We start from the raw sequence: 14,262 nt of genomic DNA, 5'->3' as shown, positions 1-14,262 counted from the left end.
GCCGTCGATACTTAAAGAAGTTCAGTGCTTCGGGAGAGCACCGACAGTCGTTCGCGCCGAACGAACGCGTATGAGCGAGATACGCACGACGGGGGACGACCGAGAACCGACGACCGACGCGGAGAGCGACACGGGACCGACGCGAGCGGCGGTCGGAACGCCGCCGCCCGGCCCACGGGGGCTCCCGCTGGTCGACAGCACCCTCGCGTTCGCACGCGACCCGCTCGAGTTCCTCGCGTCGATGCGCGAGTACGGCGACGTTGCCCGGTACGAGGCATTCGGCCGCGAGTTCGTTGTCGTTTCTGATCCCGGACTCGTCGAGGAGGTAACCGTCGCCCGCGACGGCGAGTTCTGGCGCGGCGAGTTCGAGCACGAGTTCAGCGACCTTCTCGACGTCGAGGGGCTGTTCTTCGCGGAGGGCGAGCGCTGGCGACAGCAGCGCATGCTGCTCCAGAACGCCTTTACGCCGGCCCGAATCGAGTCCTACGCCGACGACATGGTCGAGGAAACTGGACGGCTGGTCGATAACTGGTCGGACGGCGAAGTCATCGACGTCCGGGAGTCGATGTCGGCGCTGACGCTGCGGGCACTGACCCGGACCCTGTTCGACTTAGAGTTCGAGACCGAACGCGCCGACCGCGTACGGCGCTGGGTCCACGCCATGGGAGCGTACAGCGACAGCGAGTTCTTCGGCACCCGTGCCGTGCTCCCGACGTGGCTGCCGAGCCGCGCCGAACGCGAGTACCGACGTGCGACGGCGGACATAGAATCCCTCGTCGAGGACCTGGTAGCGGAGCGCCGGGGATCCGATGCGGAGGGCAACGATTTGCTCTCCTTGCTCGCGACCGGCGAGTACCCCGACGGCTCGCAGCCGACGGCCGAAGAGATCACCGACCAGCTACAGCTGTTCCTGCTTGCCGGCCACGAGACGACGGCGACCGCGCTGACCTACGCCTGCTGGCTGCTGACCGGTGACGACGCCGACGACTTCCGGGCGCGACTCGAGCGAGAGGTCGACGCCGTCTGTGGCGACCGCGATCCGACGTTTACGGACTTGCCCGACCTGACGATCACCGAGGCCATCGGCCGAGAAGCGATGCGTCTCTACCCACCGCTGCCGTTCCTGCAGCGCGAGCCCCACGAGGAGACCGCACTCGCCGGCTACCGGATCGGACCGGAAACGACGGTCCAGCTGAACATGTACGGCATCCACCGCGACGGGCGCTGGTGGTCCGAGCCCGACGCGTTCCGGCCTGATCGATGGCTGGCGGACGACGAGAACGGCCGCTCCGTGGTTGCCGACCCCGACGACCGACCCGAGTACGCCTACTTCCCCTTCGGCGGTGGCTCGCGTCACTGCATCGGGATGCGGTTCGCGATGACCGAACTCAAACTCTCGCTGGCGATGCTGGTTCGGCGCGTCGACTTCGAGCGAGTGACGGAATCGATCGATCCGACGCCGAAGGTGTCGCTCGATCCCGGCCCTGTCGAGATGCGAGTCCGGAAGCGGTGACTCCCTATCCCTGGACCAGCCGCTTCACCCCGTGCAGATCCTCGACCTCGTAGGTCGGCGTGACCTCGAGGTCGACGTCCTGACAGTGTGACCGCCGGACGAAGACCGACTCGAGGCCGGCTCGCTGGGCGGCGACGACGTCGCTTTCGCTGTCGCCGACGTACAGCGCGGAATCGACCTCGAGATCTGTCAGCGCACGCTCGAGGTAGTGTGTGTTCGGTTTCTTCAACTCGAGGCTCTCGATCGTCTTCTCGCGGCCGTAGTAGGTGTCGAAGCTCTCCTCCAGGTCGAAGTACTCCAGTACGAACTCGAGAGTGCTGTGATGGTTGTTACTCACCACGCCACAGGGGACCTCGAGGTCGTCGACGACGCCGGTATCGCTGTACGAACGCCGCGTCCCGTCCCGAAACTCCGTCAACTGGGACTGCTCGTCGTAGTATTCCCGAGCAGCCCAGAACCGCTCGCGCTCGAGGTCGTAGGCTGCACAGATCTCGTTCAGTCGATCGACGGGTACGCCGTCGACGACTGCGGCGACGTGCTCCGGATCGGGCTCGTCGACACCTACCTCGCCGAACGCGGTTCGCGTGGCTTCGGTCTGCGTATCGACCGGTGGGGGCTCGACGAGGATCCCGTCGTTGTCGAACAGCACCGCATCGTACGATGTCACTCGAGGAGATAGTTCGAAACGCCAATTGGTCGTTTCGGTTCGACCGCTGCTGGAGGAGTGAGGTCGACGCTACTGCGCTCCGCGGAAAATAATCTCGCCTATTGAGGGACGCAGTCTACGAAACCTTGTCGTACTGTTCGGAGAGCTTCTCCGCGGCCTCGCCGAGCTCGTTGCGCTCGAACCCGGTGAGGTCCCACTCGACGATCTCCTCGACGCCGTCGGAGCCGAGCTTACAGGGGACGCCGAAGGCGGTGTCCTCGTGACCGTACTCGCCCTCGAGTTTGACGCTGCAGGGCAGCACCTCGCCCGTATCCCGCAGGATGGCCTCGACCGTGTGGCCGACACCCGTGGCGGGGCCCCACTGCGTGGCACCTTTCTTCTCGATGACGTTCATCGCGGAGGTCTGGAGCTCCTCGAGCAGGTCTTCTTTCTCGTCGTCGTCGAACTCGAGGTCCTGACCGTCGACGCGGACCTTCGAGAAGGCGGGCACCTGGGCGTCGCCGTGCTCGCCGAGGATGGTCGCTTCGACGTTCTGAACGGGTGCGTCGAACCGCTTGCTGATGACGTAGCGGAACCGGGCGGAGTCGAGTCGGCCGCCGAAGCCGACCACTTTCTCGCGGGCGCGGTCGCCCGTCTCGTAGAGGTGTCGGTTCAGCAGGTCGACCGGGTTCGACGTGGTGACGGTGATGAAGTCGTCGTTGTGCTCGGCGATCGAGGAGCCGATGTCCTCCATGATCGGAGCGTTGTCGCCCGCCAGATCGATGCGGGTCTGTCCTGGCTGGCGCGGGATGCCGGCCGTGATGACGACGACGTCCGATCCCTCCGTATCGGCGTAGCCGCCCTGTCGGACCGTCGTGTTTCCGTCGTAGGCTGCGCCGTGGTTGACGTCGGCAGCCTGTCCAATCGTGTCGTCTTCCTTGTCCGGAATGTCGACGAGCACGAGTTCGTCTGCGATGTCCCGAAGCGCGATGTTGTAGGCAGCGGCGGCCCCGACCGTCCCGGCCGCGCCGACCACGCTAACTTTCGTCATACCACGTAAACGGTCGCTTCCCTGTGCGTTAAATCCGTCGAAAATTCCTATTTTTGAGGGGTATGACGAGGATTATTTCGTCGAACGTCGAACCTCTGTCTGTCGCTCTCGTTTCCCGACTCGATCGAATCGACCATGAACGAGGACCACGCTCGTCCGAGTATGCGAGTGAGCGTCATCGGCGGCGGGACGATTACCGACGAACAGGCGGACCGCGCCGAAGCGGTCGGGCGCGAACTCGGCGCGCGCGATCACACGGTCGTCTGTGGCGGCCGCGGCGGGACGATGGCGGCCGTCTGTTGCGGGGCGAAAGCCGAGGGTGGAACGACCATCGGCATCCTCCCCGGCGAACGCAGAGCGGGAGCCAACGAGTACGTCGACGTCCCGATCGCAACCGGCCTCGGTCACGCCCGAAACGCCCTCGTCGCCCTGAACGGCGACGCAGTGATCGCACTCGCCGGCGGCGTCGGCACGCTCACCGAAATCGGCTTTGCCGGCATCTACGACCGTCCCGTGGTGGGCCTCGAGACCCACGACGTTTCGGCGCTCGAAGCCGAGATCACCCTCGAGACCGTCGAAACGCCCGAAGCCGCGGTCGACGCCGTGGAACGGGCACTCGAGTAACCGACGCCTGCGAACCGATACCACCTTTTCGTTTCGAACGAGCCTCCCGATATGAGCGACAGCGACGAGACGCGATCGGACCCGTACGCGATCCGCGAGAACCTCCCCGACCCCGAGACGTTCGCCCACTTGCGCGAGGTTGCCGGGATGTCTCCCCGGTCGCTCGAGGGAATCGAACGCGGCCTCCCGAACTCGGTCTACGGCGTCGTCGCGGTCCACGAACCGACCGACGAGGTCGTCGGCATGGGTCGGATCGTCGGCGACGGCGGCACCGTCTACCACATCTCGGACATGGCCGTCCATCCGGACCACCAGCGCCAGGGGCTGGGGACGCGGATCATGGAACACCTCGAGGCCTACATCGAGGAGACGGCGCCGCCGAACGCCTACGTGAACCTGATGGCGGACGTCGACGGCTTCTACGAACGGTTCGGCTACGAGGAGACTCGGCCGGCCTCGAAGGGGATGTATCGCCGGACGGAGTAGGGCGCTACTTCCCGATCGCGTACAACTGGCCGTCGTTCGCCCCCACGTACGCACGGCCGTCGGCAACGGCCGGACTCGAGTCGAGATACCGCACGTCGTCGGCTTCTTCGGCGGTGCCGAGATCGACCTGGAAGTTCGTCTCCCCGTCGACGTCTATCGCCGATACCGTCGTCCCGTTACCGACGTAGACCGTTCCGTCCGCGACCGCCGGTGACGAACGGGTATCCGGCTCGAGATCGGCGGTCCACTGTGTCTCGCCTGTGTCTGCGTCGATCGCGTAGAGCGTTCCCGACGACGACGGTTCGCAGTCCTCCGCGAGCCCGGGGCACACTTCTCTCGTCGACCCTGCCAGGTAGACGACGCCGTCGGCGATCGCCGGTGACGTTCGCAGACTCACGTCGTCGATTTCCGTCGACCACAGCGGTTCACCCGTCTCCGCCTCGAGCGCCCACAGACCGCCGCGAACGTCGGATTCGTCGACTGTCCGTCCCGCTGGACAGTAGACGACGCCGCCGGTGACCGCCGGCGACGAGTCGCTGTGGGCGTCCAGGTCGCGCCGCCAGCGTTCGGTTCCGTTGGCTGCGTCGAGGGCGAGCAATTCGCCCGTCGGTGTTACGACGGAGACTGTTCCGCCAGCGACCGCAGGCGACGAACTGATACTGTCGCGTTCGTCGAACGCGTCGTATCGCCACCGCTCCTCGCCCGTCTCGGCCTCGAGTGCGAGGATCGCGGGTGTCTCGAACCGTTCTTCGTCTTCGGGTCCCGAGACGACCATCGGCGCGTCGCCGTAGCTACCGACGTAGACGACACCGTCGACGACGGCTGGCGACGAGTCGCCAAAGCGGTGGCCCGGTTCGATCGTCCACACTTCTTCTCCGGTGTGGGCGTCGATGGCGTGAAACCGGTGGTCCCACGTCCCGACGTAACACCGTTCGCCGTCGAATCCGGATGCGCTGCTCGCGTAGCCGTCGGTTTCAAACTCCCAGTGGACAGACCCCGATACAGGATCGATCGCGAACAACCCTCCGTCGCCGCCCGTCGCGGCCGTATACACCGTTCCGTCGGCGACGATCGGTGAACAGTTCATCGTGGGTGTTCCGCCATCGACGACCCACGCGACTTCCCCCGTCGTCGGCCCGACTGCATCCGGACTGTGCCCCACGTTCGTTGCGTCGAAGCCGAACGCCGGCCAGGAATCGTCGTACTCGGTCGCGGCTTCGTTCGACTCGGCGGTACCATCGCTCGAGTCTCCGTCCGACTCTTCGATCTCGTCGGTGTCGTTCGATTCTGGTTCGGCCAGACAGCCGCCAGTACCGAGGAGGGCAGTCGCCAGGACGGTACGTCGTGGCCAGCCGTCGCCAGTACCGTCAGACCAGGGACCAGTCATGTTGTTGTCTTTCTCTCACTGGAACAAATATTCGTCGTCGATCCCGCCGACGAACCGGGTACCGAGGTCGTAGCCTTTTCGACCCTCAAACCCGTCTAGATGAATATGAGCGACTTCGACAAGGAAGCCGAACGCGAGAAGCTTCGCGAGAAGTACGAACGCGACAAGGCCGAACGGGAGGCCACCCAGCGGATGAGCGACCTCCTGTTGAAGGGTGCGACCATGACGAACGCCCACTGTGGGACCTGTGGCGACCCACTGTTCAAGGAAAACGGCGTCACCTTCTGTCCGAGCTGTCACGGCAACCCGGACGCCGTCCAGGGCACTGACCTCGAGGCCCAGCCTGCCGAGGAGGCCGCAAACGAACCCAACGAACCCGAGGCCGGCGACGCGGGCGCTACTGGATCGACGCCAGTAGACGCCGAGAGCGACGACAGCGACGACGCAAGTCTCGGCGACCGTGCTCGAGATCGCCTTCAGGAACGATCGAGTACCGAGGAGCCCCAGCCATCCCAGACCGGCGCGAACGAGCCGGCCCGAACGAACGGGGCCGCCTCGCACTCCGAGTCTCGATCCGCTCGTCCGTCTCCCGCGCCCGATCGCAACGGCTCGCGTCGATCGTTCGACGGCGACCTCGAGTATGCCCACGACTCGCTCCAGAAAGCCCTCGAGCGGTTCGCCGCCGAAGCCGCGGCAGCCGACGATCCGCGGTACGCAAAAGAGTGTCTCGAGGCCGCACGTGAGGCGAGCGAGACGTTGAACACGCTCCGCTGACCGTCTCCGTCTCGCTGCTTCCTAACTCGCGTTCGTACTCTCTCTTCGTCACCAGTCCCCTGGCTCTGCTGAAATCCAGCTTTGGTGAGAGGCTTCGGTAGCCGTACTGAACACAGGGCGAGAATGCGACACGAGACTTAAATCGTTAGTCTGCCCATTAATCGTCAGATTCTGCCCCGTTTGTTCCGTGTTTTTTACTCTGGTTCAGGAGAGTCTCCTTTTTCGACCTCGATATCGATACCACCCCATTCCGTAGGTACATACTCTTCTGCCGGTTCGATATCGTGAACACGGACGAACACTACCCACTCAGCACCGCTGGCAGTTCGACCCGTTTCGATGAACCAGTCCTGTTCAGATAACGCGTCGTAGAGAGCGTCTGAGATTTCATCAGATCGATCTCGATACTCTTCTTCTCCCTCAGGTCCGGTCTCATATTCTGGAAGCTCATCTACGACCTCATCTGCTCCATTGTTCGCGTTCTGTGACGCGCTATCTGACGATGCTTCACTGTTCCCAAGACACCCACTAATACCGACAAAACCACTCCCGAGACAAACCGACTGTATCACCTTCCGTCGAGCGCAGTCCATATCGTTCTGTTACCTACCGCACCCATAACGAGTTGGGGAAGGTAAAATTCTCGTTCCACCATCTGAGAGAGCAACTTCAGGACAACGACTATCCAAACGGTTTATGATACGTTCACAGGTGTGCTGATCGGCTGATTTAGTGAATCGGGAACGAAATTCGAAGGGGTGGTGGTCGGTCAGTAAAAGTGGACGGTCCCCATAGATCGTCGAGTTAGGAAGGTAGGATTTACAACATGACCGCTTCGATTAGAATCGTGGATATCTCTGATACGTTCTTACGATATGCAGGATGGGTAGAAGACAAGTGTCCACTGTATGCAACAGTAGCGGAGGCAACGGCCACCGACGATCACCTTCTTGATATCGCGTCAGAAGCATCGGTGAGTCAACCCGAGCCAGAACTCTTGCTTGCAGCGGTACATTCACTGCTTCTCCAGGGAAGAGATCATCCACTTGCCCAGTTTTATCCAACCTGTAACCGAAACGGTCCTGATGAAGACCCTGTCCCTCACTTCCGGGATTTTTGTGTAACAAACGAGGATACGCTGCGATCGATAATCGCAACGCGTCGGTGTCAGACGAATGATGTCGGCCGGTCAGCGATCCTCCTTCCGGCGTTTGAGCACGTCTCCAGAATTGCAGAACACAATCTGTTAGCTCAAATCGAAATCGGAACAAGTGCAGGACTGAACCTGAATTGGGATCAGTACCAATACGAGTTCGATGCAATTGGTGAGATTGGGAAGAGCGATTCCCCCGTGACGATCACCACAGAGGTACGTGGTGACCACCGACCACCGTTTTCTCAGGACCTTCCAACAATCACTCACCTGCGTGGCATTGATCTACATACGCTTGATGTAACCACAGAACAGGATGCACGGTGGCTTCATGCCCTGATTCACCCGAATCAACTTCGCCGGCACCAGCAACTCACAGGTGCTATTGACATCGCACGTGAGAAACAGCCATCTCTCGTGGAAGGCGATGCCGTTGCTGAATTACCAACTCAACTGTTGGCCGCTCCGAATAAAGCCGATCTCATCGTGTTCAGCACACACGTTCTCTATCAACTTGAAGAAAGTACGATCGCGGATCTCCGGTCACTTCTTTCCGATCATAGCACAGAACAACCTGTTCACTGGCTCTCAATTGATCCTGATGAAGGACTTGGGCGGCCTACATACCGGCTAGTAACGTTCAAAGAAGGAGATGTTACCGAGTCCCAGATTGCGCAGTTCGAATCGTATGGAAACTGGATACGGTGGCAGGGTGCATAAGCCAAACAGTAGATTCCCTTCTGTTCAGTTCGCATCACCCTCGACTTGCTACATCCGTGCTCTGTATTCAGTAGTCGATTCTTCTCATCGCTAAGGGCTTCGGCAGAGCCAGTATTCTCCCCACCCACGAGGCGTCGCACCTCGAGTCGAACGGACGTTACTGCCCGGTGTACTCGTTGCCGATAACCTCTCGCATCCGTTCGGCGGTCACCTGTCCGACGCCCTCTGCTTCCTGTAACTCTTCCTCGCTCGCGATCATTACCGCCTCGACGGTGCCGAACTCCTCGAGCAGCGACCGAGCCGTGACGGGGCCGATTTCGGCGATCGAGGAGACGACGTACTCCTGCTGTTCGGCCAGCGTCTTCGACTGTTTCTCGCCGTGGACCGACACCTCGCGGTCGCTGGTCTCCTGTTCGCGGCCTGCGATCACGGCCAGCAGTTCGGTCGTTCGCTCCTCGCTTTCCGTTCGCAGGACGCTCGCGTCGAAGTCGACCGCGAGACTCGAGAGCGCACCCCGAATGGCGTTCGGGTGGATATCCCGCTGTTCGTACAACCCTTCGCCCTCGACGATCACGATCGGCCGGGAGTAGTGGCGGGCCATCGCGCCGACCTGCTCGAAGATCGAGCGGTCGCCGCCGACCAGCGAGTCGACGAAGTCAGCGACGGACTTTCGCTCGACGACGACCCGGTCCGAGCAGACGTAGTCGCCGACCTCGAGCGTCTCGAGTCGTACGTCGATCTCTTCTCGCCTCGAGAGATCCCTGGCGATGTTTGCGTCCATCTCGCGCTGGTCGGCGACGATTTCGATCGCCTCACCTTCCGCGGAGGGTTCGTGGGTTTCGACGTCGTCCGCGTCGCCGTCGACGCCCTCGGTGAACTCCTGCAGGCCGGGATCCGCTACCCCCTCGCTTCCGGTGGAAGAGTCGGAGACTGCGTCGGGATCGTCGCCGCCGTCTTTCACTTCCGCTCCGCTGTCGAAGTCGGCGAGTGACTGCTGAGAGTCGTCCAGTTCCTCCTCGAGTTCGTCGGCCATTCCTTTGAGTTCGCGGAGTTCGTCTTCCATCTCCTGTTCGCGCCGGCGAGAGATCCAGAAGTAGGCCTCGTCACGGGTGTCTTCGGCCATGAGGACGACGACGCGGCCCTCCGACTGGCGGCCGGTTCGACCCTTTCGCTGGATCGAGCGGATTGCCGTGGGAACGGGTTCGTAGAAGAGGACGAGGTCGACCTCCGGCACGTCGAGTCCCTCCTCGGCGACGGAGGTCGAGACGAGCACCTCGAACTCGCCGGCACGGAAGTCGTTCAGAACGTCCTGCTGTTCGTTCTGGGTCATTCCGTCGGAGCCCTCGCGGTCGCCCTGGCCGACGAACCGCTTGGCCTCGAAACTCTCGCTCAAGAAGTCTGTCAGGGCCTCCGCCGTGTCGCGGGACTCCGTGAAGACGATCACGCGCTCGCCGTCCTCGAGGCCGAGCGTCTCCGCGAGCAGCATGCGACTCTTGCGGTACTTCGGGTGCAACTGGTCGAAGTCCTCGGCCTTGCGCATAGCCTCGCGGACGCGGGGGTCCGAGACCAGCCGCTGGCTGGCCTTCGACGCACCCGACGACCGGGCCTGGTTGCGCTGGCGGTCGAAGTACCGACGGACCGCCTCGACGCTCTGGGTCTCGACGAGCGTCACCGCCTGGCGGAGCTTCATCACCTCCGCGTGGATCGACATCCCTTCGAACCCCTCGGACTGGTCGTTGTTGATCAGCTTCTGGAGTTCGGCCCGCATCGCGTTCAGTTCCTTCTGGGACTGGTCGGGCTGGGTCGAACTCGCGATGCCCATCTCCTTGAGTTTCTCGAGGCGGTCCTTGATCACGTCGTTGAGGGCGTCGCGAATCTCGAGTACCTCCTCGGGGAGGTCGATCCGTTCCCACTCGACGTCGGTGTCGTGGGTGAACTCCGAGACGTCGGCGTCCTCCTCGGTCATCACCTCGACTTCCTCGATACCCAGGTTCTCACAGACCTCGAGGATGGCCTCCTCGTCCCCACCGGGGGAGGCGGACATCCCCGTCACGAGCGGTTTCTTCGCGTCGGCGTGGTAGCGTTCGGCGATGTAGTTGTAGGCGTAGTCGCCGGTCGCGCGGTGACACTCGTCGAAGGTGAGGTGTGTGACGTCGGCAAGCGAGATTCGTGAGCCGACGAGGTCGTTCTCGATCACCTGCGGCGTCGCCATCACGACCGTCGCTTCCTCCCAGGTCTCGGCGCGATCCTCCGGGTTGACGTCGCCCGTGAAGACGACGATCTCGTCGTCGGGGATCTGGAGGGCTTCCCGGTAGAAGTCCGCGTGTTGCTGGACGAGCGGCTTCGTCGGCGCGAGCATCAGCGACGTCCCGCCGACCTCCTCGAGTCTGCGAGCCGTCACGAGCAGGCTCACCGTCGTCTTCCCCAGGCCCGTCGGGAGACAGACGAGCGTGTGGTGGTCTGCGGCCGTGCCTGCGAGTTTCAGCTGGTAGAGCCGCCGCTCGAGGAAGTCGGGCTCGAGAAGCGGATGCTCGATGGAGGGAGTATCCTCGTCCGTCGCTGCCATTGCCAGCGGTTCGACGCGGGAGCGGTTAAGGATTCGCGTATCGAGGTGAAAGTAAAACGCCGCATCGAGCGCCCAAAGTTATAGTTTGTGTGACTGTCTCGTTCGTGTATGACTCGACGCATCGAGCGGCGACGGTACCTGCAGCTACTCGCTGCCGGAGGGGCCGTAGGGGTCGCTGGTTGTTCGGACGAACTCGAGGAGTTCTCCGACCTGGGTGGGGCCGGTACCGAGGAGTTCGCGAGCACGACGGACGACGAGCAAGCGGATGCGATCGACTCGACTGAAGGGGTAGATCTCCGGGACGAGGCGTCGGATGCGTGGCCCACGTTCGGCGGTGATCTCGGGAACTCCGGCTGGATCGCCGATAGCGAGTCGTCGATCGAGACGACGGTTCACGACTGGACGGTCGACCACCGCCACGAGGCGATCGATCCCGAGTCGTTCGGTGCGATCGCCGCGGACGGCCGCGTCTTCGCCTATCGCGAGGAGTTCGACCTCGAGGACGCACCGTTTAGCGGCGGTATCGTCGCACTCGAGGCCGACACTGGCGAAATGGAGTGGGTAACCGATCTGCGCGTCTTCGAAGAGCCCGGAACGGTACCGAGCGCGTTCGCCCCGGGAACCGTGGTCGACGACACGCTCTACGTCTGTGCGAACCGTCCCGGTGACGAACCCGATGCGGTGCTCGCTCTCGAGGCAGACACCGGCGAGACGACGTGGTCGACGAGGATCGACGGGGACGTCCGCGGTTCTCCAGCAGTCGCGAACGGCGTCGTCTACGTCTCCGGGAGTAACACCGTCTACGCGCTCGATGCGACGACGGGCGAGGGGTTCTGGGCGGTCGACGCCGGCGGCTACACCGGCAGCGTCGCGACCGATGGAGACCTGGTCGTCGCCGTGCCCGGCGATCGACTCGTCGGGATCGACGCAGCGACCGGTGAACTCGAGTGGGAGACGGAACTCCCGTCGGTGGTCAACGATCGGGACAGCCCCGTACTCGTCGACGGCTACGTCGTCTACGTCCACGAGTACACCGGATTCGTCGTCGACGCCACGAACGGCGACGTGCTCTGGCAGACCGAAGACGAAGCTGTCGACGGACCCAAGCCTGCAGTCACCGACGATATCGTGGTCTTCGTCGACAACGACCGGTCCTCGCACGTCTCGGAGTCCGACGAGGCACTCGTACGGGCGTTCTCTCTCGCGGACGGCGACGTCGTCTGGGAGGCATCGCTTCCAACGACCGTTCTCGCGCCGCCCGTCGTCGTAGCGGACCGCATCTGTCTGCTCGGGCTGGACGAGACGCTCTACGTGGTGGATGCTTCGGATGGCGACGTTCTCGGGGAAACGTGGTATCGTGGACGGACGACCGCCGAACCAGCAGTCACGCCGTCGGGCGTCTTCGTCGGCCACGATCGAGGAATTACCGCTTTCTCGTTCGGTGATCGGACACCGGCCGAAGACGTGGGCCGGTGGCCGACGACCGGCTACGACCGCAGCAACTCACGGCAAAACCCCGATGCGACGCCGCCACGGGACGACCTCGAGCGAACCTGGGCTGTCCCGGCAAACGATCCGCGTCCACCGATCGTGGCGGACGGGGTCGTCGTCACGAGCGAACGGGGTGGTGTGGTCGGGATCACCGGCGCGACGGGTGACGTTCGATGGCGGCAGTCGGTCGGCCCGGATCGATCGTTCCCGGCGACAGCGCCGGTTATCGTGGACGATCTGGCGATCGTCGGGACGTCGGAGGGGATGGTCTTCGGGATTCGAATCGAGACCGGCGAAACAGTCTGGGAGGCGAACACTGCCGGCGAGTTCAATGCCCCGTTCGTCGCGGCGGGCGACGCAGTCTACGGTGTCGACCGTGACGGCGACGTGTACGAGTTCGATCCCGACTCCGGCGACCACCAGTCGATCGGCTCCGTCGGATCGCAGGCAGCGTCCGCACCGGCCGTCTCGAACGGGACGCTGTTCGTTTCCCACGGCAGCATTTCCGCGCTGACGACCGACGGCCGACGCTCCTGGACGAATACGCCGTCGCAGTTCCCGGCGACCAGCCCGTCGATACTGGACGAGCTAGTCGTCAGTGCGGTCAACGACGGAACGGTTCGCGCGTACGACGCCCACAGCGGGGATCGTGAGTGGAGTGCGACGGTCCACGACGTCGACGACGGAGAATCCATGTGGGCGACGGCGGTCGCCGACGGGACTGTCTTTACTGGCGGTGTGGGGAGCGGTGCAACGGAGTCGACGATCGTCTCGATCGACGGCGAATCGGGGGAGATCGAGTGGCGTACCGAGTTCGAGAGTTCCATCAACACGGCCCCCGTCGTCGCCGACGGTCTCGTCTGGGTAGTAACCCGAGATGGAACGCTCACCGGTCTGGAACCCGAGACCGGTGACGTCTCGACCTCGAGCGAGCTACCAGCGAACGGCTCGATCGTCTCCGAACTGGTGGCGGCCGAGGATCGACTGTTCGGCGTCGACAACGACACCGTCTATGCGTTCGAGTGATCGGTTCGATTCTCGAGCGGCTTCGCCCGTCGCAACGCCGCGATGCCTGCTGGAACGCGTAATGCTTTATCTCTCGAGGATAGCTTGTCACTCATGCCCGAATACGACAGTGCGGAACTCGAGCCCAACGAACGCGGCCGAATAATCAAGTCCGCGGTCACGCCGCGGCCGATCGCCTGGATCTCGACGACGAGCACCGACGGCGTCGACAACCTCGCACCGTTCAGCAGCTACAACTACGTCTCCTCGGCGGAACCGGTCGTGATCTTCAACACGCCCTACGCCGAGGGCGACGAGCAGAAGGATACGCCGCGAAACGTCCTCGAGACCGAGGAGTTCGCGGTCAACGTCGTCACGGAGCCGCTGGCCCAGACGATGGACACGACCGCGGCCTCGCTCGAGGCAGACGAAAGCGAGTTCGATTACGCCGAGGTCGACCGGGCGGAGTGCGAGACGATCGAGCCACCGCGGGTCGCCGACGCCGTCGTCACGATGGAGTGTACACTGTACGACTCGATGCGGGTTCGCGATCGACTGGCGATCCTGGGCGACGTCGAGTACTTCCACGTCGACGAGTCGGTGATGACCGATGGGCAGATCGACGCGGCCAAAGTGGATACCGTCGGCCGACTCGGTGGCCCCTACTACACCGTCTCGGATCTGATCGAGTTCGAGCGCCAGTTCTGATCGGGTACCGGATTTCGACGTTCTCCTGCCGTCTCGAGTTCCACGGCTGCGGTCGATCGACTACATCGACCGATCTCCAAATCTTGCTTCTGTGTGTCTCTACAGGCCACTTTGTAGCACAAAGTAGTCTCTATACCA

At 63.1% G+C, this 14,262-nt stretch carries 12 protein-coding genes; 7 read left to right on the top strand and 5 right to left on the bottom strand.

The genetic code is table 11. From position 1 onward, the window contains the following. Nucleotides 1-70 precede the first annotated feature (70 nt). Nucleotides 71-1,513, top strand: coding sequence for a cytochrome P450 (locus BLR35_RS14695; protein ID WP_090383509.1), 1,443 nt, complete (start codon nucleotides 71-73; stop codon nucleotides 1,511-1,513). Nucleotides 1,514-1,517: 4 nt separating this feature from the next. Here BLR35_RS14695 and BLR35_RS14690 read toward each other — a convergent pair whose 3' ends face one another. Then, nucleotides 1,518-2,180, bottom strand: a complete 663-nt coding sequence (locus tag BLR35_RS14690) for an HAD family hydrolase (RefSeq protein WP_090383507.1) — start codon at nucleotides 2,178-2,180, stop codon at nucleotides 1,518-1,520. A gap of 115 nt (nucleotides 2,181-2,295) precedes the next feature. Continuing rightward, on the bottom strand, nucleotides 2,296-3,210 hold the full coding sequence (gene mdh, locus BLR35_RS14685; protein WP_090383504.1) for a malate dehydrogenase: 915 nt from the start codon (nucleotides 3,208-3,210) through the stop codon (nucleotides 2,296-2,298). 162 nt (nucleotides 3,211-3,372) lie between these two features. Between mdh and BLR35_RS14680 the strand changes: the two genes are divergently transcribed. Next, complete coding sequence (locus BLR35_RS14680; protein ID WP_090384134.1) at nucleotides 3,373-3,834, top strand: TIGR00725 family protein; 462 nt, start codon at nucleotides 3,373-3,375, stop codon at nucleotides 3,832-3,834. 51 nt (nucleotides 3,835-3,885) lie between these two features. Further along, nucleotides 3,886-4,320, top strand: a complete 435-nt coding sequence (locus BLR35_RS14675) for a GNAT family N-acetyltransferase (protein WP_090383503.1) — start codon at nucleotides 3,886-3,888, stop codon at nucleotides 4,318-4,320. Nucleotides 4,321-4,324: 4 nt separating this feature from the next. Here BLR35_RS14675 and BLR35_RS14670 read toward each other — a convergent pair whose 3' ends face one another. Continuing rightward, nucleotides 4,325-5,707 (bottom strand): outer membrane protein assembly factor BamB family protein, encoded by a 1,383-nt coding sequence (locus tag BLR35_RS14670; protein WP_090383502.1) that lies wholly within the window; start codon nucleotides 5,705-5,707, stop codon nucleotides 4,325-4,327. A gap of 105 nt (nucleotides 5,708-5,812) precedes the next feature. Between BLR35_RS14670 and BLR35_RS14665 the strand changes: the two genes are divergently transcribed. Then, nucleotides 5,813-6,481 carry an Sjogren's syndrome/scleroderma autoantigen 1 family protein gene (locus tag BLR35_RS14665; RefSeq protein WP_090383499.1) on the top strand — a complete coding sequence of 223 codons (669 nt, stop codon included), beginning with the start codon at nucleotides 5,813-5,815 and terminating at the stop codon, nucleotides 6,479-6,481. Between the two features lie 194 nt (nucleotides 6,482-6,675). Here the strand turns inward: BLR35_RS14665 and BLR35_RS20360 are convergent, their stop codons facing one another. Further along, a complete protein-coding gene (locus tag BLR35_RS20360) occupies nucleotides 6,676-7,074 on the bottom strand; it encodes a hypothetical protein (protein WP_139169303.1) in 399 nt (132 codons plus the stop codon). Nucleotides 7,075-7,328: 254 nt separating this feature from the next. Here BLR35_RS20360 and BLR35_RS14660 point away from each other — a divergent pair, with 254 nt between their 5' ends. Then, nucleotides 7,329-8,354, top strand: a complete 1,026-nt coding sequence (locus BLR35_RS14660) for a DUF2332 domain-containing protein (protein WP_090384131.1) — start codon at nucleotides 7,329-7,331, stop codon at nucleotides 8,352-8,354. Nucleotides 8,355-8,511: 157 nt separating this feature from the next. Here the strand turns inward: BLR35_RS14660 and BLR35_RS14655 are convergent, their stop codons facing one another. Beyond that, nucleotides 8,512-10,920 (bottom strand): DEAD/DEAH box helicase, encoded by a 2,409-nt coding sequence (locus BLR35_RS14655; RefSeq protein WP_090383497.1) that lies wholly within the window; start codon nucleotides 10,918-10,920, stop codon nucleotides 8,512-8,514. A 108-nt stretch (nucleotides 10,921-11,028) separates the two neighbouring features. Here BLR35_RS14655 and BLR35_RS14650 point away from each other — a divergent pair, with 108 nt between their 5' ends. Next, nucleotides 11,029-13,437 (top strand): outer membrane protein assembly factor BamB family protein, encoded by a 2,409-nt coding sequence (locus tag BLR35_RS14650; protein WP_090383494.1) that lies wholly within the window; start codon nucleotides 11,029-11,031, stop codon nucleotides 13,435-13,437. A gap of 93 nt (nucleotides 13,438-13,530) precedes the next feature. After that, nucleotides 13,531-14,124, top strand: a complete 594-nt coding sequence (locus BLR35_RS14645) for a flavin reductase family protein (protein ID WP_090383492.1) — start codon at nucleotides 13,531-13,533, stop codon at nucleotides 14,122-14,124. The last annotated feature ends 138 nt before the right edge of the window (nucleotides 14,125-14,262 follow it).

The organism is Natronobacterium texcoconense (genome assembly GCF_900104065.1).
Classification (GTDB): Archaea; Halobacteriota; Halobacteria; order Halobacteriales; family Natrialbaceae; genus Natronobacterium; species Natronobacterium texcoconense.
This window is presented reverse-complemented; position numbering and strand designations above follow the sequence as displayed.